Source organism: Streptomyces sp. R21 (genome assembly GCF_041051975.1).
In the GTDB taxonomy this organism is placed as follows: domain Bacteria; phylum Actinomycetota; class Actinomycetes; order Streptomycetales; family Streptomycetaceae; genus Streptomyces.
This window is the reverse complement of the sequence record NZ_CP163435.1, coordinates 7,545,474-7,567,331: the sequence shown is the minus strand read 5'-3', so window position 1 is coordinate 7,567,331 and position 21,858 is coordinate 7,545,474. Positions and strand designations below refer to the sequence as shown.

The window sequence follows — 21,858 nt, the reverse complement described above, 5'->3', positions numbered from 1 at the left end:
CGGTCGCCAGTGTCCATCCGGCGACAGCGCAGGGGACTGGCGTTCCGCCTGTGCCTTGATCTCCCAGTAGGACTCATGCGAGGTCACGCGGTACGCCTCTTCCCAAGAGGCCAGCGCCGCCGTCACGCCTCCGCCAGCAGTGCCCCGGCGACGCACATGGAACGCCAACCACACAAGGCCGCAAAGGAGAGCAGCGAGACCACCGAAGATCACCAGGAGCGGCAGATAGTCACCCATGCCCCTGAGGCTACGTGCGCCTCAGCCGCCGAGTGGCTCATCGCCTATGAAGAGACCGGCGCGCACACCCCTGGTCCAACTCGCCGAGGAGCTCGCCGACCGGAAGGCGGGCCGCCCTAAACAGCGATCCGCACGCCCGGCACCTCGACCGCCCGAAGCCCCGCCCGCGCACGCCCCTCGCTCAGCTCGGTGAGCAACTCGGTGATCCGCTCGCTGTGCCGGGCCGTGAGCCGCCCGGTGTCGTCCAGATGCACGGCGCAAGCGGTCGTCGTATCGACAAGTCGCTCAAGGGTGGCCGCGACCTCGTCCGTGCCCTCCGCGTGGCGTGCCAGGGCGGGGAGTTCGGCGGCGGTGAGGTCGATGGCGGCGCGGGCCTCGGCGAGGGCGCGGTAGGCCTCGCGGCGCAGAGCCCAGCGGCCGGCGCGGTCCTCGGACCCGCTCAGGACGTGCCCGAGGTAGGCGTGCGCCGCCTCGGTGGCGCGGGTGAGCCGGGCTCGTACGCCTCCCGCACGCTGCCCCGGCATCGGTAGATGCCCGACGAGCAGCACGATCCCGCAGGCCAGCAGCGTCTCGCCGATCCGGCTCCAGGAGGCCTGCGGCTCCCCGCCCACCATGACCAGCGCAAGGACGAGCACGGTGACAACGGCAGTCTGCGCGGCGAAGTGCCGCGTGGCGACGGGAATCAGCGCGCCGCTGAGCACGACCAGCGCCACGAGGCCTTCCGGCCGGGGCAGCACGGCGGCGAACCCGGCGAAGACGACGGCTCCCAGCACCGTCCCCGCCGCCCGGCACAGCACCCGCGAGGCGAGCGGCCCGAGGTCGGGCTTGACGAGGAAAACGGCAGTCGCGGGCAGCCAGTACCAGTGCGCGTTGTGCAGTGTGTGATGCAGCCCCTGCGCGACGGCCACGCTGGCGCCGAAGGACAGCGCGACCCGCAGCCCGTACTCGCGCCCGCCCGAGCCGAGGGCAGTACGGAACAAGGACTTGGCGGTACGGCGCCGGGTGTGCAGGTCGGTCCCGGTGCCCCGGTCGAAGGCGTCGGCGGCGTGCAACAGCGCGTCGTCGAGGGCGCGCAGCGCGGGTGCGGAGCGGCCGGGCGCGGGTAGCGGCCCGGTGTGCGTACCGGTCCGTACGGCGTCGGCAAGGCGCCGAGGCCCTTCGGAGGCACGGGCGGTGATGGGCTCCCCGGCCCAGGCGAGCGCGGTCGCGGCCTCGGCGAGGGGCAGCGCGGCCGCGTACTGGGCGTGCAGCCGCCGCTCGGCCGCGGAACTGGCGTACCGGCGCAGCCGGGGCCCGGACAGCGCGTCCTGGGCATGATCGAGCGCGGCGGTCAGCGCGACCCGGCGGCCGTTCGCCTCCGCGCCACCGGCCGCGTCGAGCAACGAGGCGATCGCCTCGTACACGGCGGCTACGGCATCCCGCTCCCCGTCGAACCGATAGTCACCGGCGGTGGCCCCGGGCGTAGGCACCACCAGCCGCAGCGCGAGCAGCCACCCGGCCCCGGCAAGGTAGAAGACGGCCCGCTGCCACCCGACCTCGGGCAACGGCATCCCGGCCCCGATGGCGGCGGTGACCAGTAACTGCGTCCCGGCCCCGGAGGCGACGGGCCCTATGGCACTGACACCCCCGGCGACCAGCCCAAGCCCGGTGAGAACAAGGGTCAGCACCACAGCCCCGACATGCTGGCCACCGTAGGACCCGACCAGCAGTCCCCCGGCCCCCGCGAGCGCGGGCACCCCGATCCGCCGGACGGAGGCCCTACGGCTGCCGGGCCGGTCGTTGATCCCGGCGAGCATCGCCCCGAGCGCGGCGACGACACCGACGGACGTACGCCCGACAACCACAGCGACGAGAAGCAGCGGCCCGGCGGTCAGCGCCCCGCGCACCACCGCGCTCCAGGGAATCGGCCCCCGCTGGGCGCGCAGGGCATGAGCGAGCCAGGGCGGTACGGCGACACTGAGGCGGGACACGGGGCTCCTGTCGGACGAGGGCGGAGTGTTCGTTCTGCCTTCGGGCGACATCGGCCGGGCGAGGTGGTACCCACGGTAGATCGCGAGTCTGGAGAAAATGGAACGCTGATATTTCGACGAGGTGACGGATGGCGTGAGGCCCACGTTCTTTATGAACGCAATGGGCTCGAGCACGTTGGGCACGCCCGCAACCCGTGGACGAGGAGGTGCTGCAAACGGGAGCGGGCCCGAGGGCGTAGCCGGCCCCCGGACCCTGTGATGCCGCCCATCTTCACACGCCGGCACGCTTGAGAACCCAGGTCAGTCGTGATGTCGCCGCGTCCTGCCTTTGGACCACCTCGCATCGAGCTGCGAGGACTGGACTTGAACCAGCATTTCGGCGTACTGGGGCCTGGGCCCGGTCGATCCGGCGATCGGCGGCGAATACTGAGTCTGGAGCAAGAGTCTGAGATTGATGGCGGTCTGCCTCTACCAGTTGGGCTACCGCGGCAGGCGAGTTGAGAGCCGCGGGGAGGATTCGAACCTCCGCTGGAACCGCCCAGTCACGACAAGCTTCAGCTTCAGCTTTTGCGCTCCTCGCGCACCCCGGCCGTGATGCGTTGTGGCCGGGGAGTTCTTGAGGCTACCCGAACAGGTAGCCGAAGAAGGCGTCGCCGACCCGCTGATCGTCGACGTCGACGCCGTTCGCCTCTTCCCGGGCGAACTTGACGGCCTGCTGCAACTTCTCGACCCGGTCGAGAAGTTCATTGACGCGGCGGGCAGGGAGAGCCCCCGAGAACTTCACGGTCGTCCAATACCCGACCGGAATGTCCTCGTAGTACACCTCGACCTGGGCAGGGTGCTTCTCGGTCGCCTCGGCCTTCACGTGATTCCGCGGGACCTTCTTGGTCCGCAACGTCCGCACGGGCTCGGTCTTCCACGCATCGGTCGACGGATCCTGCACCCACGACTCGGACGCGTCGAGCACGGGCAGCTTCCGCACAAAGGTATTGAGATCGGTGAGCTGCTTCTCAAGGAACAGCAAGTAGGACACGGGCACTTCGGCAACGAGCACCCGCCCGTCCACCTTCACGTCCGCACGGGCCGTGCAGTTCGCCCAGTCCTTGGTGGCAGTCACATCGAACAGCCGCGTGAGCGTCGCCGCGGTAGCCCGCAACACATCCTCCGCCTGCACCTGCACCCGAGTCGACTCGGGCGGCAACTGCTCACCCTCCTCGTCCTTGGGCTGATAGGTACGCGAAATACCGGCCAGCAACGCGGGCTTCTGCAGCCCGTGATGGGCCGACGTCAGGTCCTGATGGGACTTGGACTTGATGCCCTTCTCCACCGCGATGATCTGATTGAGTTTCGCCACGACAGGGACGTTACCAGCGACAACTGCCTTAACTCGAAGGGTTATTCGGCGAGATCATCAGACCGAGGGCAGACCTGGCGGCGGAGCGTACCTGCCGCGAGCCGATTCCTCCTCGAAGAGGGGGCGTAAGCCGGGCGCAGGGCAGGGAGCACGAAGCCGCACTGTGCGCCCCTTGCGCCGCATATTCCCCTGGAAAGCGCATGCAGCACTCCTGACATCCCCTCACTTCCGTTGAAAAATAGGGTTGCTGGGGTCACCGAACTCCGTCTCGGGGACGACCCCGCTATGGGGGGAATATGCGCCAAGACGAGTACGGATGGCTGAGCGCTGCCGTGGCGCAGTTCGGCAGATCGTGCAAGCAGAAGCTCTCCGGGGGTGGCGGTCCGGAGGCGGCGATACGCGGCCCCCTCGAAGTCCTGCTCCAGACCGTCGGCGAGCACCACCAGCAGCACGAGGTGACCTGGCACGACGAGTTCGCGCTTCCGGATCTCGGGGTACGGCCCGACTACGCGGTCCGGGCGGGGGAAGACATCATCGGCTACATCGAGCTCAAGCGCCCAGGGCTTCCCGTGGATCCGGAGACTTTCAGCAAGAGCAACCGGGAGCAGTGGGAAAGGCTCCGCGACCTCCCCAACCTGCTGTATTCCAACGGTACGGAGTGGCGGCTCTTCCGTGACGGACGACAGGTGGGCGAGACGATTCACTTCGGTGGATCGCTCAAGAGCGCCGGTGACAAGCTCTCCATCGTCGACCCCGGCGCCTTCGACGCGCTGCTCAAACAGTTCCTCAGGTGGTCTCCCCAGCCGATCACGCAGGTCGCCCGCCTCGTCCAGCATGTCGCCCGGCTGTGCCGACTGTTACGCGCGGCCGTGCTGGAGCAGCTCGCCGCCGAGGCAAGATCGACCGCGCCGGACGACGACATGCGCGCGCGGCCGTTCACCGGGCTCAAGAACGACTGGCGACGGTATCTGTTCCCGTCCGCGGACGACGCCACCTTCGCCGACGGCTACGCGCAGACCGTCACGTTCGCGCTCTTACTGGCTCGCACCGAGGACATCACGCTCAAGCCCGACTCCTTCCACGAGATCGGCCGCCTCCTGGACGCGGACCATGCCCTCATGGGCAAGGCACTGCAACTGCTCACGGACAACGTCAGCGCACGCTTCACCGTCACGCTCGACCTGCTGACCCGCACCGTTGCGAAAGTGAACTGGCCGGCCATCCGCACCGGCAACCGGGACGCGTACCTCCATCTGTACGAGCACTTCCTCACGGTCTACGACCCGGCTCTGCGCCAGAAGAGCGGCTCGTATTACACGCCTCGCGAAGTCGTCGAGGACATGGTCCGCCTCACCGAGGACGTACTCCGTACGCGGCTGGACCAACAACTCGGGTTCGCGGCGGACGACGTGAGGATCGTCGACCCCGCCATGGGCACGGGGACCTTCCTCCACACGATCATCGAGCGGGTCGCCGAGCAGGCCGTCGAACGCCACGGTCCCGCGATGGCCCGCGACGCCATCTCCCGCCTCGCGTCCCGGCTGTACGGCTTCGAACTGCAGATGGGCCCCTTCGCGGTGTCCGAGTTACGGGCGTCGGACCTGCTCAAGAAGTACAAGGTGCCGCTGCCCGAGGGCGGGCTCAATCTGTTCGTGACGGACACCCTGGACAACCCCTACGCGGAGGAGGAGTACCTGGCTTCGACGTATGGAGCGCTGTCTCACTTACGCAGACGCGCCAACCAGGTCAAAGCCCACGTCCCGATCACCGTCGTCACCGCGAATCCGCCCTACGACGACAAGGCCGAGGGCCGGGGCGGCTGGGTGGAGAAGCGGCCGGGCCCCAGGGACGCGCCCCTGCTCAACGACTTCCGGTGCGAGGGGAACGGCCGCTACGAACATGTCCTCAAGAACATGTACGTGTACTTCTGGCGCTGGGCGACCTGGAAGGTCTTCGACGCCCACCCCGAGGACCGACACGGCGTGCTGTGCCTCATCACCCCGTCGGGATGGGCCACCGGGCCGGGCGGCCGGGGCATGCGGGACTATCTGCGGAGGACCTGCGACGAGGGATGGATCATCAATCTCTCCCCGGAAGGCCAGCGACCCGAGATCGCGACCCGAGTCTTCCCTGGAGTCGCCCAACCCCTGGCCATCTACGTCTTCGTCCGCAAGGCGGATGTGCAGCGCGGTCCGGACCACCGTGCCCACATCCATTACCGAGCGGTCAGCGGGAAGCGCGCCGACAAGTTCCGGCAGCTCAGGCAGATCCACTTGGACGACGGCGGGTGGCGGGACACGCATACGCAGGGGACGCGCCCTTTGACACCGGTCACGGAGTCCGGCTGGGAGGACTTCCCCGAACTCAACGACCTCTTCCCATGGGGCAGTCCGGGTTCCAAAGCGAACCGATCGTGGGTGAGTTCGCCCTCCGCGGAGCTTCTGCGCCGGAGATGGGCGCGCCTCATCCGGGAGGCCGACCCGGCGCGGAAGGCCGAGCTGTTCAAGGAAACGCGGGATCTCACCTTGACGAACACAAGACAGCCGCTGCCCGACCAGGCATCTTCGCTGCGTTCGCTCGCCGAGGAGACGACCACAACCCCGCACCTCATACGCACGGCTCTGCGCAGCTTTGACCGCCAGCACCTCATCGCCGACAACCGCGCACTCGACTACCCGCGGCCCGACCTGTGGGCATCGCTCCAGGAGGGCCAGCTCTTCCTCAACCAACAGTCGTCACACGAGATCAGCTCCGGCCCGGCCCTGGTGGCAACACATCTCCTCCCCGATACCCACCACTTCAACGGCCGCGGCGGCCGGATCATGCCGTTACTGCACCCTGACGGATCCCCGAACACGCCCCGAGGTCTGCTGCCGTATCTCGCCCAAGCTCTGGGTCTCGAACGGATCGGCGTGGACGACCTGGCCGCGTATGCGATCGCCGTCGCCGGCCACCCCGCGTTCACTGCGCGGTTCGCCGAGGATCTGCTGACCCCCGGTGTGCGTCTCCCCATCACTCGTGATCGGGAGCTGTGGAACAGAGGCGTGGCCCTCGGCCGCGAGGTGCTGTGGGCCTCCACCTTCGGCGAGAGGTATGCGGATCCGGCGGCGGGCCGAGCAGCCGGGGACACCGAGTTCGCGCCAGGGGACGCCCGTCAGGTGCAGTACGCGACCCACATCGGAGACACGCTTCCCGACCGGCTGATCTACGACGCCGAGACCCAGACCCTCCGGCTCGGGGAGGGAGCCCTCGCTCCTGTACCAGCCGCCGTGTGGGCGTATGACGTCGGCGGTATGGAGATCGTCAAGAAGTGGTTCGGCTACCGAAAGGCGAAGCCGAACAGTAAGAAGACCAGTCCGCTCGATGATCTCCACGTCGCGAGCTGGCCCCCTGAATGGACACGCGAGCTCATCGAGCTGCTCTCTGTTCTGCGCCGTCTGACCGACCTCGCGCCGACGCAGAACGAGCTGCTCACCGCCATCGCCGTCAGCCCCCTGGTGACGGAGGAAGATCTCAAGGGAGCTGGGGTCCTGCCCGTGCAGGCGTCGGCACGCAGCGCCAGACGGCCTGCGGAGGACGGCCTGTTCGGCTTCGAGGAAGGTGACGTCTGAGTTCGACGTGAGCTCAGCGCATCTGGTCCACGCCGGCCAGCGCGTCATCGAGCGAGATGTCCCCGTGCGCCAAGCGACGCACCGCGAGGGCCCAGCGGGAGTTGGGGTCGTCAACCGTTTCGACGAACCGCACCACATTCGAAAGCCGCAACTCCACGGCTTCGTGAAGGGCTTCAAAGTGGAGGGCGGCGCCGAGGTCGGTGGCCGCTACAGCACCGCCCTCCCGGACAACCAACCCCAGGAAGGCGAGTTCCGGAACATCCGAGAGGACCTCGTCCGCATCCAACCCACGTGCAAGGACGGCTTCTTGGGCCTTGGCGCCCGCGGCCGGATCCGGAAGTGCATCCAGCATGAGTTCGGCCAGGAGGCGGCTCTGTGATTCGGTGAGCACCAAGCGCGGAAGCGGCATGGCCCCATGCCTAGCACAGTGCACCGTCGGGGTGTCCGCGCCACAGCTCGCAGATCCAGTGATCCGTTGCTCAGCAGAGGTTCCTTCGTTGCCCGGGAAGCCGCCCTGCCACCCCTGGCGAAGGCGTACGGCCGGGAGGGAAACCGGACCACCCATCACCACACGCCGATCATGGGCCAGATCACGCCACTTCGCCCCCAAGTACGTTGCGCCTGCAACGTGTTATGCGGGAAGATGTTCGAACATCTGTGGGACGCGCGTGCCGCGCGAGCACGTCTTGGCAGGAGAAGAGCCATGGCACACAGAACACTTACGGGGGCGGGTGGATGAAGTTCGACATGGGGTCGTCGACCCTGGCGGATCTCGGCAAGAGCACGATCGGCTCGGTTGACGACCTGGGCACGCTGATCCAGTGGCTGATCCAGGCGGCCGAGCCGCTGGAGGGGAAGTTCAACGGAGCGGGCAAGGTCGCGTTCGACGACTTCAAGCGGCGCGCGGATGAGATCACGGACGATCTGAACGGTGCGCTGAACGCGATCCTGGGCGGTCAGGGCGGCATGGACACCGCATTCGGCTCCGGCGACCAGGAGCAGCAGGACAACGCGCATCAGAACATGGGGCACGCCAACTTCGACGCGGCCCGCTTCGGCGCCCGATAGTCCATCCACGAGGGGGAGTTTGACGATGGGTCAGAACCAGGACCGTCGATCGTACGACACCGGAGCCTCCACCGAGGTGCAGGGCAGTCTGCAGGGCGTCATCGGCCAGTTGGAGCGGGTACTTGGTGACCGCGACCGCGCCGTGAAGGCCGCGATGGGCGACTTCACGGCGGACGGCGTCTCCGAGGAGTACCACGGCAAGGAAGTCCGCTGGAACCACGCTGCCAACGAGGTCCGCGACATCATCCGGCTGGTGCGCTCCACGCTTGAGCACAACGACGGGACCGCGCAGTCGACCATGGGCAAGGCACGCGCGGCCGTCGACAACATCGGCTGAGTTCCGCGCACTTGGCGTGCGGGAGTAGCAAGGCTGCACGGCATAACAGGGGGTGGGGCATGCCGAAGTGGAATATCGATCCGGCCGGTGTGGAGGTGGTCCTGTCGCGGGTGGGCGATGTGATGACCACGCTGAACGACATCGTGGAGGCCTACGGCACGGACGTGGAGCAGGCCGCGCTCTGGGCCGGGACGCTCACCTCCGAAGCCACAAACGGAAAGACGCCGATCGCCGGGTTGGTGGGGTCGGCGTTGGTTGAGTTCGTCGAGGGCACCGCGAGCGAGCTGCAGTTCGTCGGCGAGCGGACCGGCAAGTCGGTCAACGGCGCGATCGAGGCGACCGTGGCCTACCAGCAGGGCGACCTCGCGATGGCCGCGCACGTGCAGCATGAGGCGGCCGGCGTGGTGGAGGACCGGCTGGATATCGCGGATCTGAAGCGGGGCAATCGGTGATCGATCCGGAAGGCATCCCTCACTTCACCGGCGATCTGGGGCTGTTGGACCAGCATGTCTCGAAGCTGCGGCTGGGCGCGGACGGTATCCGCCGGGCGGGCGAGGCGGCGCACACGCGGTTCCAGGCGTTGGCGGGGGTCTACCAGGCACCCGAGGCGACCGATCTGTTCGCCTCCACGGCACCGGCGCGCGATCGCGCCGACGAGTTCGCCGGCAAGGTCGAGACCGTCGCCGCAGCCCTCGCCGAGTACGCCGCCACGGTCAAGCCGATCATCGACCGGCTGAAAGAACTCAAGGTCAAGGCGGCCGCGTTCGTGGCGTCCGTCGACAAGGACACCTACCGCGGCTCCGGTGACTGGACTCACGGCCCGGTCGACAACGACTGGACCAAGAACCAGGACAAGATCGACGAACACACGGCACTGATGAATGCGGTGGACAAGGCCAAAGCGGCCTTCGAGGCCGCCGAGATCGCCGCCCACGACAAGATCACGGCCCTGGTGGGCGGCACCCAGTACATGCAGCAGTCCAACCACATGCTGGTGCCGCTCGGGGTCAAGTTCTACGGGGCCACGGCCGAGACCTACGAGCAGGCTCAGAAACTGCCGTGGGGCACCCCGCAGGCCCTGACCCACAGCGGTTGGGACCTCGGTCACCAGATCAAGGAACACGTCTGGGACGGGTTCGTCGTCGACGGCGTGGGCGGGACCATCGACGGTCTCTACACCATGGTCGGAGTCCACGGCTCCGACCAGGCGAAGCTCGCCTGGGAAGGCCTCACTCGGGCGGTCGTCGGCGGAGAAACGTACCTGCACGAGTCGAGCGGGCAGAAGCCCACCGGCTTCTGGGCCAGCGACTTCGCCCAGGGCAGCAAGCCGTACGCCAAGGAAACCGGCAAGGCCTTCCTCAAGTGGGACATGTGGAAGACCAACCCGGCCCGCGCCTCCGGCAGCGTCGTCACCTTCAACCTTCTGCCCTTCGCCGGCGCCGCCGCATCGGCCCGCGTCGCCGCGGCCGGCGGCAAGGCCGGGGCCGGCGCCAAGGCCCTCCTCACCGCGGCACGCGTCGCCGACGCGGTCGACCCGATCAGCACCGCCGTCCGGACCACCAGGTACGCCCTGCCCAAGATCTCCGAAGTCACCGCCAACATCCGTACCGGCCTGGGTGAACTTCGCGCGGCCAAGGGGCCGGAGAGCGTGCTGGAGCTCTCCGACGGATCCACACTCCGTGTCGGGGACGGCACATTCACCGCAAGCAAGAACGGCGTCGCCCACACCAACCCCATCCCGCACGAGCTCTCGGCCTCCGAACGTGCCTCATCGATCGCCGCGCGGCCGCAGGAACCCAGGCTCGTCGGCGCTCGCGCCCACACGCCCGAGGCCAGTGCCCACTCGGGCGAGGGCGCGCCCCAACAGGCCAGTCACGACATCCCGCGAACACACCACAGCGACGGCGATGCCGCTGGAAATCGGCCCACAGACCACTCCGGTCGGCCCGAACCCGGACATGCCGCTGAAGGGTCAGGTGCCACTCACCGTCCTGAGGCACACGGCGGAGGCGATGGTGCACCTGGCGACAGCTCGGCGCATGGCGCGGGAAGCTCGCACGGTTCCGGCGATGGCTCTGACGGCGGTTCGTCCGCCACGGCGGGTGGCCCATCGCAGGAAGGCGAACCCCAACCCATGCTTCGTGGAGGCGAGACGGAGCAGCGGATCCGCGATGCGGTCAAGGGGATCCCCGGCGCCAAGCGGCCCAAGCCGAACGTCATGGAAAGGGTGCTGGACCGTCTTGCCTCGGAATCCGACGGGCAACGGGTCGCCGACATCATCGGCTCTGGCCATTTCAACCAGGGCGACGAGTACGGGCAGGTGGTCTCAGCCCTGGGGGCCAAGAGGGAGCAGATGTTCCAACCCGCCGCCGATCAGCTGATCTTCGCGGATGATCTGGTGAGAAGCGGGGTGCCCGCGCACGCCATCGACTTCGAGCAGAAGTTTCCGATCGGCGCCGACATGGACATCCGCATCAAGGACGAGTCCGGTGACGTCTATGCGTACCAGATGAAGCACCTCAACGATCCCCAGGATCCCGTCAGCGAGATAACCCGGGGCAAGTACCTGCTCCAGCTGGCCAATGCCGAGGCCGATCACTCCGTGCTGCTCGTGGACGGCGGTCGGGGAACGATCGCGGAGTGGATGTCCAATGGCTCCTACGATGAGCTCATGGCAATCAACGGCGGCACACGAGGACGGAAGGGGATGGACATCACCTTCGTCATACGTCTCGAGGACGGAAACCTCGTGATCCCGCCAGGCAGCAAGACCGACCCCAAGGACATGTTGTGATCACCTCGACCCCCGTCGGCGACTGGACGTGGGAAGTCACGGCGCACGACGATGAGATCCTGCCTACCCGTGCCGCACAGACCGCTGTGGCGGTCTGGAACGAGCTGGCGAAGCGGAACCTGGCCGTGCCCGAGGGGAAGGGCAGGGTTCTGGCCCGGAGCGGAGAGAAGCTGCGAGACGTCCGCCTCGATGCGAGCGGACTGCACCTTGGAGCGGATCCCCTGGCTGCGGGGTCGGATCTCGCCCCCGCGGTGGCACAGGCCGAGGCGCTCGATGGCGACTTCGTCCTCACCATCCAGATCGACTGCCCCGGGTGGTGGCTGGAGCCGGGGTTCGAATACCGGGCGGAGCATCTGTTCGGCATCCACCTGGAGGTTTGGGACGGCAAGCTGCTCGTCGTGACGCTGGAGACGTACTCCGACGCATGGCTGACCATGGACACCCGTGACCGCGAGCAGCCCGAAGTGTATGCGGCGAATGCGCCCCGGCTCGCCGACGCTCTGGAGGGCATTTCGGCCCTGCTAGGCAGCACCCCCGCGCCGGGCGACGAGAACCGTTACGCGGCGCCCACCGCGACCGGGTTCAAGGACCTTAGGAGCGAGGGCCCCGCCTACGTCGATTCCTGGGGGACGTTCGAAGGACTCGACCGGGCGAGCCTGCTCAGCGCCCGCATTCCGAGCTCCGAGGACGAGTACGAGTCGATCACCGAGCACCCGGTGCGGTACTTCGCCATTCAGCGGGAGGGCAGGACACTCGGCTTCGTCTGGGCGTCCGTCGGCGATGCCGCCGCCGGTTACGTACCTCGAACAGCAGCCGGTGACGAGGCGTTCGACGCGGGAGCAGGATGGCTGCTGCGCCTAAGGAAGGCCCACGGCCGAGGGCTCTCCCCGCTCAACGCACTGGCCTGGCTCGCTCAGCAGTCACCCCAACCAGAGATCGGCTCCATCGTCGAGGACCGCCCAACGGAAGCCCCGTCCTTGGATTTCCTTGAGGAGTTGTCCGGTCGATACTGAGGATCTCTAAGTCACAGGTCGACCGTGCGACTCCCCTGTCACGCAATCAGGCATGCAACGGAAGGAGGTTAGTGGAAATGCCGAGATTAGATTCTCCCGCCCAAGATCGCGAACAATGGGTCAGGGGAGAACGTCCCGACATATGCGCAATGCCAATCCAGCAGCGATCGACGACGTCGGGGCGATCGTCGAGCAGCACGGGTGGACTAATCGACTTGTCTGGTATCCGTGACGTGAAACGAATCGTCCGGATAATGCCACCCGACGCGGAAGCCGCTGCGGCGCTACAAGAGTGGGTCGAGCAAGCGGACACACTTCTGGACGTTTCGGGGCTCAATGTCTCTCAGGCCGACTTGTCGGGCGCGGATCTGGCCATGGGACTCCTGACGCAAGCCAACCTTCGGGGCGCGAAGCTTGTCGGTACCGAGCTCTATCGGGCGCACCTCGAAGGAGCTCAGCTTGACGGGGCGGATCTCACAGGGGCATCGCTGGTCAAAGTCGAACTTGATGAAGCCTCTCTCCAGGGAACCATCCTGGACGGGGCCGACCTGGGCAGTACCGATCTCTGGGCGGTCGATGCCCGCTCAGCCCGTTTCCGGGGAGCGAAGCTCGATGGCGCTTCGCTGATTGACGTCCGGCTGGAGGGCGCCGATCTCACCAACGCTTCAGTACTCGAAACCTCATTGAAAGCAGTGCTGGACGAGAGCACGATCGTTCAGGGGCTTTCCGGCACCGTCTTCGGCCCAGCGGTCATCAATCAAGCGGGTGTGCGCCAGGAAATCAACGGACAGGACCTCCAGCAGTGGCTGAACAGCCGCGGAGCGAAGGTAAGGGTCCTCAATCCCCTCTCCGAAGAAATCACCTACTACGCGAAGTTCAGCGAGGGATACTCGCGCAGTAATCCTCAAGGCATTGTCCGGCGCCGCGTCGTGGACGGTGTACCACATGACGAGGCATTTACCAGAAACCTGCGCTGGGAGCCGACCGAGTACCTGCGGCTCTATGAGCTCGGGCACAACGAAGTGGACCACGTGGAAATCAGCGAAACGGAAGCGGCCTCATTCATCGACGAGGTCACAAGAGAGAACACCTAGGCAACCGTGGCAGCGCAGGATTACGACAGTCAGTTGCTCGAGTCGGTGTCAGTGCGGCGCCGACGCCTGCGGGATGCCCTGTTGTTCGGGGCGCAGCGGCAGCGGCGGACGGTTGATGAGCGGTTGGGGAAGGTGGTCGCCGGGGTGGTGATCGCGGCGGTGTTGTGTGCGGGGTGTGTGGGGTGGTCGTTCGTGTCGCATCGGCTGATCGGGAAGAGCCCTTACGGGTCGTCGGTGCCGTCGTACCCGACATCCGTTCCGTCGGCTTCTTCCTCGCTGGCGTCCCCTTCTTCTCGATGATTGGTTGGAGCGCGTGATATCTGCGGGGGCCGTGGGCCATGGCCGTACGGCGTTGAGTCGGGTCACGTTGGTGGGTGAGCGGCGGCGGGTCGACCTCGTGCTCCCCTCCCAGGAGCCGGTGGGGCTGCTGCTGCCCGAGGTGATGCGGCTGCTGGACGACCAGGTCGGCAGCCGCCCGGAGTTGCGGCATTTGGTGGGTGCGGACGGGTCGGCATTGGCGCTGGACGGCACGTTGGAGTCGGCGGGTGTGGCCGATGGTGCGGTGTTGCGGCTGGTGCGGGCGGAGGACGCGCCGTCGGCCCCGGTGGTGCATGACGTCGCCGATGAGGCTGCCGCTGATGTGGATACGCGTGCGTGGACCTGGCGGCCAGAGGTGCGGCAGGTGGTGGCGGGGGCGGCCACGGTGTTGTGGACGCTGACGGCCGGCGTGCTCGCCCAGGGCGAGTTCGCACCGTCCGCCGTGGGGTCAGGGCTGCTCGCTCTCGCCGTCGTGTCGGCTCTGGGCGGTGCTCTGTTGGGGCGGGTGCGGAAGTATCCGTTGGCTGCCACGCTCATCGTCGCGGGCGCCGCACTGGGTGTGCTCGGCGTCTGGTCCCTGGGCGATGCGTACGCGTGGCCCGGGGCGGGGCGGCTGGCCGGTGTCAGTGCGGTCGCGATCGTGGCATTGATGCTCTTGGGCTGGTTCTCGCCGTTGGGACGGGGCGGCCTGGTCGGTGCGGCCGCGCTCGTCGGGGCCGTCGTGTGCTGGGAGGCGGCGCTTGCGGTGCAGTCGGACGGCGGGACGGTCTCGCCGACGGCTCGTGCGGCCGCTCTGTCGGCGGTGGTGTCCGCCGTCGTGCTGGGGGTGCTGCCGCGGCTTGCGTTGATGGTCTCCGGTTTGTCGGGCCTGGACGACCGGCGCTCGGGCGGATCCTCGGTGAGCCGCTATCAGGTGTCCTCGGCGCTCGCGGCCACCCATCGTGGCCTGGCGCTCGCCACCCTCGTCATGGCGGTTTCGGCTGCGGCGGCAGGGGTGCTGCTGCTCGGTTCGGTCTCGGTGTGGACAGCAGGATTGGCCGTGGCCGTCACCGTGGTGCTCGCGTTGCGGGCGCGCGCGTTCCCGCTGACCGTCGAGGTGACGGTGCTCCTGGCCTCGGCCGCGGCGGTGGCCGTACGTCTGGTGTGGGCATGGCTGGAGCACTCCGGAGCGGCGGGACCGCTGGCCGCGCTGGTGTTGCTGGCGCTGGTGCCCCTGGCCGTGCTGGCGGTGCGGCCCGCCGAGCACCTACGGGTGCGGCTGCGCAGGTTCGGGGATGTGCTGGAGTCTGTCGGTGTGATCGCCCTGTTCCCGTTGGTGATCGGGGTGTTCGGTGTGTACGGGCGTCTGCTCGACACCTTCGCGTAGGGGTGTGCCATGGCTCAACCGGACTGGCAGCGCGACCTCGTACGACAGCTCGGCAGCGGGACTCCCGAGGGGGCCGAGCCGACCATCGGTCTGCGCGCCACCCGTCCGGTGCCGCCGACGACAGCGGCTCCCCAAAGCCCGTCGGCCATCGACCTCCAGGGTGTTGCGCAGACAGCGCAAGGTCCCGACCAGCAGCCGGGTCCGGCGACGCCGCCGACTCCGCACGGCGTACAGGATCCGCGTACAAGTGGCGTACGGGATCCGCGGGTTCCGATGGCCGCGCCGGAATCCGTCCCCACCGTCGATCCGCGCCTCGCGCACGCCCTCGGCTCTCCGCAGCACGGGGATTCGGCGGTCCGCCGCACGAGTCGCGCACTGCGCAAGCTGACTGCCTCGGCGTCGCAGGAGGTGGCCGAACAATCCCGGCTGGCCAGGGAGATACAGCAACCAGTCACCACCGGCCGGGTCATCGCGGTGACCTCGATCCGGGGCGGCGTGGGCAAGTCCACCGTGTCCGCCCTGCTGGCCCGCGCTTTCAACCACTACCGGCATGACCCGGTCCTCGCACTGGAGGCGGATACGGCCCTGGGCACGCTGCCGGTGCGTCTGGGAGCCCAGTCGGTGCGCTGGGCGTGCACGGATGTCGCCCAGATCCTCACCCCGACCATGCAACTCACCGACGTCACCGGCTATTTGGTGCCCGTGGCGGATGGAGGCTGGCTGCTCCCGGCCGGCCAGGGCCGCGTCAGCGCCCCCTTGGACGTAGGCACCTACCGCACCGTGACGCTGGCTCTGCGCCGCTACTTCGCGGTGACGGTGGTGGACTGCGAGTGTCTGCCCGGCGAGGTGGCACGTACGGCGATGGACACCGCCCATGCCCGGGTGGTGGTCGCGCCGCTGACCGCCGAGGGCGTCAACGGCACCCGTGCCGTCCTGGACTGGCTGGCCCAACTGCCGCACTCCGCACTGGCCACCACCGTGGTCGCACTCAGCGCCAACTCCCCCGACACCACGCTCGACGTGAAGACCGCCGTCGCGCATCTGCGCGAGTCCGGGGTGGCCGTGGTGCTGCTGCCCTACGACCGTCATCTGGCCCAGGGAGGCCCCATCCACACCGCCATGCTCGGCCGGCACTCCCAGGATGCCGCCATCCAGCTCGCCGCCGAGACCATGGGGCGGGCGGTGCGCGTGCGATGACCACGAGCACCCGACTGGCGGCCGCAGAAAGGATGGTGGACGAGTGACCCAGCAGCAGATCCACCGTCCGGCCCGTTCCACCCGCCCGCTGTCCCCCGCCGCTCCGCGCGTCATCGAGCCGCCACCGAATCTGCCCGAGGGCAGTACCGGCCGGGCGGCGACCGCGTTGCTGCCGATGGCCGGGGTGATGAGTTCGGTGGTCATGATGACGGTCATCCGTAACAGCCAGTTCGCCGGGCTCGGCGCGATCGTCCTGGTCGTGGCCCTGCTCGGCGGGGTGGCCCTGTTCCTGTCCCAGCGGGGCAAGGCTCAGCGCACCCGCCGCACGCAGCGCGAACGCTATCTGGAGTACGTGGAGGAACAGCGCGAACAACTCGGGGTGGTTGAACGGGAGTTGCGAGATCAGGCACGGCTGCTGAATCCACCGCCACAGGCCCTGTACGACGTGGTGCGCGATCCGGCACGTCTGTGGGAACGCCGGCGCACGGACTCCGACTTCCTGCGCGTGCGCCTCGGCGTCGGTGACGTGCCCGTGCAGGAGCTGGTCATCGGGCAGAACTCGGCCGGAGGCGTGCTCACCCCGCCGGATCCCTTCATGCTGAACGAGGCACGCGCCCTGCAGCACCGCTTCACCACCGCACCGGACGTTCCGCTCACCGCCGGCCTGGACCGCGCGGGCAACGTCAGCATCGTCGGCGACCGGGACGGCGTACTCAACGTGGCCCGGGCTCTGCTGATCCAGGCCGCGGTCACCCACGCGCCGGACGATGCGGCGTTCGCCCTGGCGGTGCCGGGCGACCAGCTGGCGCAGTGGGAGTGGGCCAAGTGGCTGCCCCATGTCCTCGACCTCCAGGGGCAGTCCGGGCCGGTGGCCGCACGGCGGATCGCACCGGACCTCGCCCAGCTCGCCGCGCAGTGCACCGTTGATCTGCGCCGCCGCGCTTCCTATGCCGCCGAGGTACGCCGCGGCCTGGCCGACCGCGGCGCACTCCGACTCGCCGACCGGCTCCTCGTCGTCAGCGACACCCACGGCCGGACCGCCGCCGAACTGCCGCGCCCGGACCAGGCCGTGGGCCTGGCCGACATGGGAATCACCGTCCTGCACCTGCTGGAACAGCAGATACATGAACCGGACCAGGTCAGCGTGCGGATCACCGTCGACGGCGACCGGGTCACGGTCGAAGACCTGGGCACCCCCGACGCCCTGCCCGGCCGGGGTGTCGCGGACTTGGTCACCGTGCCCGGCGCGGAGGGCCTGGCCCGGCTGCTCGCGCCGCTGAGACTCTCGGCAGAGTCGGCGACCGAGGGCACTCCGGTCTCCGGCCCGGTGGACTTTCCCACTCTGCTGGGCATCGACGACCCGGCCGCCCTCGACCTGGCACAGCTATGGGCGCCGCGTGGGGAAAGGGACTTCCTGCGTGTGCCAATCGGCCTCAACGACCGCCACCAGCCGGTCCTGTTGGACCTGAAGGAGTCCTCCGAACTGGGCATGGGCCCGCACGGACTGTGCGTGGGCGCGACCGGCTCGGGCAAGAGCGAACTGCTGCGCACCCTGGTGCTCGCCCTTGTGGCCACGCACTCCCCGGAAGACCTGGCGATGGTGCTGGTCGACTACAAGGGCGGCGCCACCTTCGCGCCCTTCACCGAACTTCCGCACGTGGCCGGGGTGATCACCAATCTGGAGAACGAGGCCGGACTCGTCGAACGCGTCCACACCAGCCTCGCCGGGGAGGTCAAACGCCGCCAACAGGTCCTCAAGGAAGCCGGGAACGTCGCCGACATCGGCCACTATGCGGCACTACGCGCGACACGACGGCCCGACCTGGAACCGCTGCCGCACCTGTTCGTCGTCATCGACGAGTTCGGCGAACTACTCACCGCCAAACCGGACTTCATCGACCTGTTCCTCTCGATCGGCCGCATCGGCCGCTCGATCGGCGTCCATCTGCTGCTGTCCAGCCAGCGCATCGAATCCGGCAAGCTCAAAGGCCTGGACACCTATCTTTCCTACCGGCTGGGCCTGCGGACCTTCTCGGCCGACGAGTCCCGTACGGTCCTCGACACCACCGACGCCTTCCATCTGCCGCCACTGCCGGGCTTCGGCTATCTGAAGGTCGACACCTCCACGTACGAGCGCTTCAAGGCAGGCTTCGTCTCCGGCGCCTACCGCGGCCCCACCCGGCGCGACGGCTCCAGGACCGAACCCCTCGCCCGGACGTATCCCGCCTTCACACCCCACCCCTCGCCCACCGAGACCGTGGTCGAGTCGCCGACGATGCGGGACCGCGAGACGGGCTCGACCGTCATGTCCACCATGGTCGATCAACTCGCCGTCGCCGCGCCGCCGGTGCGCCGCATCTGGCTACCCCCGCTCAGCGACGCCCTCACACTCCACCAGGCAGCAGGCCCGGTGCGGGCCTCCGCACGCGGCCTGCGCCTCGCCGCCGACCAAGGCGTGCTCCGCGTGCCACTCGGGGTCCTGGACGATCCGGCCCGCCAATGGCAGGGGCCGTGGGTGCACGACCTGAACACCGCGGGCGGTCACACGGCGGTCATCGGCGGCCCGCAGTCCGGCAAGACGACGCTGCTGCGCACCCTCGCGCTCTCCCTGGCCCTCACCCACACGCCGAACGAAGTCGCCATCTACGGCCTCGACCTGACCGGCGGCGGTCTGTCCGCGCTGTCCGGCCTGCCACACGTCGGCGGGATCGCGTCCCGCGCCGACCACGAGCGGGCGGCCCGCACCGTCGCCGAGGTCCGCACCATGCTCCACCAGCGCGAAGAGGTCTTCCGCGCCCACGGCATCGACTCCGTCGACCAACTGCGCGCGCTGCGGTCGGCAGGCAGGCTCACCGAGCTCGGGTCGACCGACGTGGTGCTGCTCATCGACGGATTCGGCGCCCTGCGCGAGGAGTTCGACGACCTGGACGACTCCGTCGCGGACCTGCTCAAGCGCGGCGGGGGCTACGGCATCCACGTCGTGGCCGGCATGCTGCGCTGGAACGACGTGCGCATCGCCACCCAGTCGATGTTCGGCAGCCGGATCGAGCTGCGCCTCAACGACCCCGCCGACTCCTCCATCGACCGCAAACTGTCGGAAACCCTCGGCCTGGACACCCCGGGCCGGGTACTGACCGACGGCAAGCTCTTCGCGCACGCCGCACTGCCCCGCATCGACGGCCAGGCCTCCCCCATCCGGCTGGGCGATGCCCTGGACGAGGCGGCCCGCACCCTCCGCGCCACCTGGCACGGCGAACTCGCGCCCCCTGTAAGGGTTTTGCCCACCGCGCTGGACGCCACCCGGTTGCCCTCACCGGCCGCCGAACCGACCCGTATCCCTCTCGGCCTGGACCAGGACGCCCTCGCCCCCGCCCTCCTCGACCTGTTCGGCACCGACCAGCACCTGCTGATCCTCGGCGACAACGAGTGCGGCAAGACCAACCTGCTCAAGCTCATCGCCACGCAGCTCGTGCAGCGCCACTCGGACCAGCAGCTGGTCTTCGGCGTCTTCGACCCGCGCCGCGGCCTGCGCGGTGTGGTCCCGGAGCCGTACCGCGGCGGCTACGCCCACAACGCCAAACTCGCCGCCGCCCTCGCCACCGGCATCGCGACCGAACTGGAAAAACGCCTGCCGGAAACCGCCGACCCCGACGCGCTCACCCTGGAGCCCGCCTTCGCCGGACCGCGCATCGTCATCCTCGTCGACGACTACGACATCCTGACCACCGCCGGCCAGCAACCCCTCGCTCCGTTCCTGCCCCACATCTCCTCCGCGCAGGACATCGGCCTGCACTTCGTCGTGGCCCGCCGGGTCGCCGGAGCCTCCCGCGCCCTGTACGACCCCTTCCTCACCACCCTGCGCGAAACCGGCACCACCGCCCTGCTGATGACCGGTGACCGCACCGAAGGCCAGCTCTTCCCCGGCCTGTACGCCTCCCCACAGCCCCCCGGCCGCGGCACCCTCGTCCGCCGCGGCCGCCACCACCAACTCATCCAGACCGCCCTCACCCACGCCCCCGAAGAAACCGGACACTCGTGACCAAGGACGTCATCGCCCTCACCGAGAAAATGCCCGACCCGGTCACCGTGCTCGCAGGCCTCTACGCAGGCGGCCCCGACCTGCGCATCAACACCCTCGCCGACGGCGCCGTCACCCAGCTCTGCACGCCCGCCGGCCACCCCCTGGTCTCCGTCGAGGTACCCCTCCTGCTCCAGGTCCCCGGCGAGGTCACCCGCCTGCTCGGCCCGCACACGCAGGCCCCCGGCACTCCCCTGTGGTGGACCGAAGCCCGCGCCAGCACCGCCCTGGCGGAGGCCGAGAGCCTGGCCGGCTCCTTCGCCGGGCGCCTGGCGACCGTCCTGGACGGCACGGTCTGGCCCCCCGAGGCCGCCCACACCGACGTCGTGCCCCTCGGTGCGGAAACCATCGCAGCCACAGCGCCGGACGCCACACCCCCGGCCGTCGACGTCCTCACCGACCGGGCGGCCCTCGTCATCCAGGACCGCCCGTTCATCGCCATGACAAGCTGGCTGTCCGACGCACTGAGCACCGCCATCAAGACCGGTCGCGCCCTGCAAATCGTCACCCCGCCCCACACCCGCCTCACGCTGCCCACCCGCACCGCCCTGGGCGGGCACCCCCACCGCTGGGTCGTCCAGCACTCCCCCACCGGCTACTACGACGGCTTGTCCGGCGCCGAACTCCACTGGACCGACGGAGCCTTCACCCCGGTCAAGAACACCGACGGCACGACCCGTGGCGCGGATGCCTTCACATCCCCGAGCAACAACCCCACAGCACAGGGCGAACAGCAACTCCTGCTCTGCTTCCGCACTCTCCACCCCGCCACCGAGAACCTTCTTCTCGGTACCGCCCTGGAGACCGCATTCCAGCACCTCACCGGCATGGCACCCGCCGGATGGTCGACCGCCGAACCCATCAACCTCCCCTGGTCCACACGCCAGTTGACGGAACTGGCCCGCGCCAGAGCCCAAAGGTCAACCCCGACCTGGCTCATCGCGATCGGCGCACCCGAACACCCCGCCATCGCCACCACCCGCATCGCCCACACCCCCGCCGGCATCGAGGAACACATCACCCTCGCTCTCGGCTACGGCCCCGAAGAAGCCGTGCCGCTGACCGCACTCCCCGACCTCGCCGAAACCCTCGCCGTCAGGCACGGCCTGACCTCCCTGCTCACCACGCTGCGCACCGCACGGCGCGACCTGACCGTCCCGCCACACCTCGAACTCCCGCCCCTCCCCGTGTCCTTCACCCTCGGCCCCGATCCCGTAGGCGACATTGGTCTCCCCCACGCCGAGGACCCATCCCTCACGCCGGTCCCGATCCGCCTGGGCCCCGTAACCGCACCGGCCCTCCACTACCGCCTCGGCGACGGCACCGACCCCGAGGCCTGGACCAGGCTTCAGCAGCTCAACCAGCACCTGGCGAGCGGGGTCAGGCGGTCAGCAAGCTGACATCGCGGGCATGACAGTCGG

15 protein-coding genes are annotated in these 21,858 nt (G+C 68.7%); 12 read left to right on the top strand and 3 right to left on the bottom strand.

The annotated features are described in order from the left end of the window. Positions 1-353 precede the first annotated feature (353 nt). Positions 354-2,207: an FUSC family protein gene (locus AB5J56_RS33575; protein WP_369238225.1), complete on the bottom strand. Its 1,854-nt coding sequence runs from the start codon at positions 2,205-2,207 to the stop codon at positions 354-356. A 622-nt stretch (positions 2,208-2,829) separates the two neighbouring features. Next, the gene (locus AB5J56_RS33570) at positions 2,830-3,561 is read right to left on the bottom strand and encodes a hypothetical protein (protein ID WP_369238223.1); all 732 of its coding nucleotides are present in this window, start codon (positions 3,559-3,561) and stop codon (positions 2,830-2,832) included. A gap of 296 nt (positions 3,562-3,857) precedes the next feature. Between AB5J56_RS33570 and AB5J56_RS33565 the strand changes: the two genes are divergently transcribed. Next, complete coding sequence (locus AB5J56_RS33565; protein ID WP_369238221.1) at positions 3,858-7,172, top strand: type ISP restriction/modification enzyme; 3,315 nt, start codon at positions 3,858-3,860, stop codon at positions 7,170-7,172. Between the two features lie 13 nt (positions 7,173-7,185). On the opposite strand, the gene AB5J56_RS33560 is transcribed toward AB5J56_RS33565, so the two are convergent. Next, on the bottom strand, positions 7,186-7,581 hold the full coding sequence (locus AB5J56_RS33560; protein WP_369238219.1) for a hypothetical protein: 396 nt from the start codon (positions 7,579-7,581) through the stop codon (positions 7,186-7,188). Between the two features lie 326 nt (positions 7,582-7,907). On the opposite strand from AB5J56_RS33560, the gene AB5J56_RS33555 reads away from it, so the two are divergent. The 11 genes from AB5J56_RS33555 to AB5J56_RS33505 all read left to right on the top strand — a co-directional run bounded on the left by AB5J56_RS33555 (position 7,908) and on the right by AB5J56_RS33505 (position 21,837). Next, a complete protein-coding gene (locus AB5J56_RS33555) occupies positions 7,908-8,240 on the top strand; it encodes a hypothetical protein (RefSeq protein WP_369238217.1) in 333 nt (110 codons plus the stop codon). Between the two features lie 25 nt (positions 8,241-8,265). Next, positions 8,266-8,577, top strand: coding sequence for a pore-forming ESAT-6 family protein (locus AB5J56_RS33550; RefSeq protein WP_369238215.1), 312 nt, complete (start codon positions 8,266-8,268; stop codon positions 8,575-8,577). A 59-nt stretch (positions 8,578-8,636) separates the two neighbouring features. Further along, positions 8,637-9,029 (top strand): DUF6507 family protein, encoded by a 393-nt coding sequence (locus tag AB5J56_RS33545; protein ID WP_369238213.1) that lies wholly within the window; start codon positions 8,637-8,639, stop codon positions 9,027-9,029. Further along, entirely contained in the window at positions 9,026-11,371 is a 2,346-nt protein-coding gene (locus AB5J56_RS33540) for a hypothetical protein (RefSeq protein ID WP_369238211.1), read from the top strand. The genes AB5J56_RS33545 and AB5J56_RS33540 overlap by 4 nt, the downstream gene beginning before the upstream one ends. Continuing rightward, the gene (locus AB5J56_RS33535; protein ID WP_369238209.1) at positions 11,368-12,384 is read left to right on the top strand and encodes a hypothetical protein; all 1,017 of its coding nucleotides are present in this window, start codon (positions 11,368-11,370) and stop codon (positions 12,382-12,384) included. The genes AB5J56_RS33540 and AB5J56_RS33535 overlap by 4 nt, the downstream gene beginning before the upstream one ends. A gap of 233 nt (positions 12,385-12,617) precedes the next feature. After that, positions 12,618-13,478 (top strand): pentapeptide repeat-containing protein, encoded by an 861-nt coding sequence (locus tag AB5J56_RS33530; protein WP_369238207.1) that lies wholly within the window; start codon positions 12,618-12,620, stop codon positions 13,476-13,478. 6 nt (positions 13,479-13,484) lie between these two features. After that, positions 13,485-13,778, top strand: a complete 294-nt coding sequence (locus tag AB5J56_RS33525) for a hypothetical protein (RefSeq protein ID WP_369238205.1) — start codon at positions 13,485-13,487, stop codon at positions 13,776-13,778. Between the two features lie 52 nt (positions 13,779-13,830). Continuing rightward, entirely contained in the window at positions 13,831-15,162 is a 1,332-nt protein-coding gene (gene eccD / locus AB5J56_RS33520; RefSeq protein ID WP_369242958.1) for a type VII secretion integral membrane protein EccD, read from the top strand. A 9-nt stretch (positions 15,163-15,171) separates the two neighbouring features. Beyond that, entirely contained in the window at positions 15,172-16,359 is a 1,188-nt protein-coding gene (locus AB5J56_RS33515) for a hypothetical protein (protein WP_369238203.1), read from the top strand. A 43-nt stretch (positions 16,360-16,402) separates the two neighbouring features. After that, positions 16,403-20,398 (top strand): type VII secretion protein EccCb, encoded by a 3,996-nt coding sequence (gene eccCb / locus AB5J56_RS33510; RefSeq protein ID WP_369238201.1) that lies wholly within the window; start codon positions 16,403-16,405, stop codon positions 20,396-20,398. Then, a complete protein-coding gene (locus AB5J56_RS33505) occupies positions 20,395-21,837 on the top strand; it encodes a DUF6177 family protein (protein WP_369238199.1) in 1,443 nt (480 codons plus the stop codon). Before eccCb ends, AB5J56_RS33505 begins: the two co-directional genes overlap by 4 nt. The last annotated feature ends 21 nt before the right edge of the window (positions 21,838-21,858 follow it).

Coding starts and splice junctions, on each gene's coding strand:
- AB5J56_RS33560 (WP_369238219.1), bottom strand. CDS start 7,581: ATGCCGCTTCCGCGCTTGGTGCTCACCGAATCACAGAGCCGCCTCCTG.
- AB5J56_RS33550 (WP_369238215.1), top strand. CDS start 8,266: ATGGGTCAGAACCAGGACCGTCGATCGTACGACACCGGAGCCTCCACC.
- AB5J56_RS33545 (WP_369238213.1), top strand. CDS start 8,637: ATGCCGAAGTGGAATATCGATCCGGCCGGTGTGGAGGTGGTCCTGTCG.
- AB5J56_RS33565 (WP_369238221.1), top strand. CDS start 3,858: ATGCGCCAAGACGAGTACGGATGGCTGAGCGCTGCCGTGGCGCAGTTC.
- AB5J56_RS33515 (WP_369238203.1), top strand. CDS start 15,172: ATGGCTCAACCGGACTGGCAGCGCGACCTCGTACGACAGCTCGGCAGC.
- AB5J56_RS33555 (WP_369238217.1), top strand. CDS start 7,908: ATGAAGTTCGACATGGGGTCGTCGACCCTGGCGGATCTCGGCAAGAGC.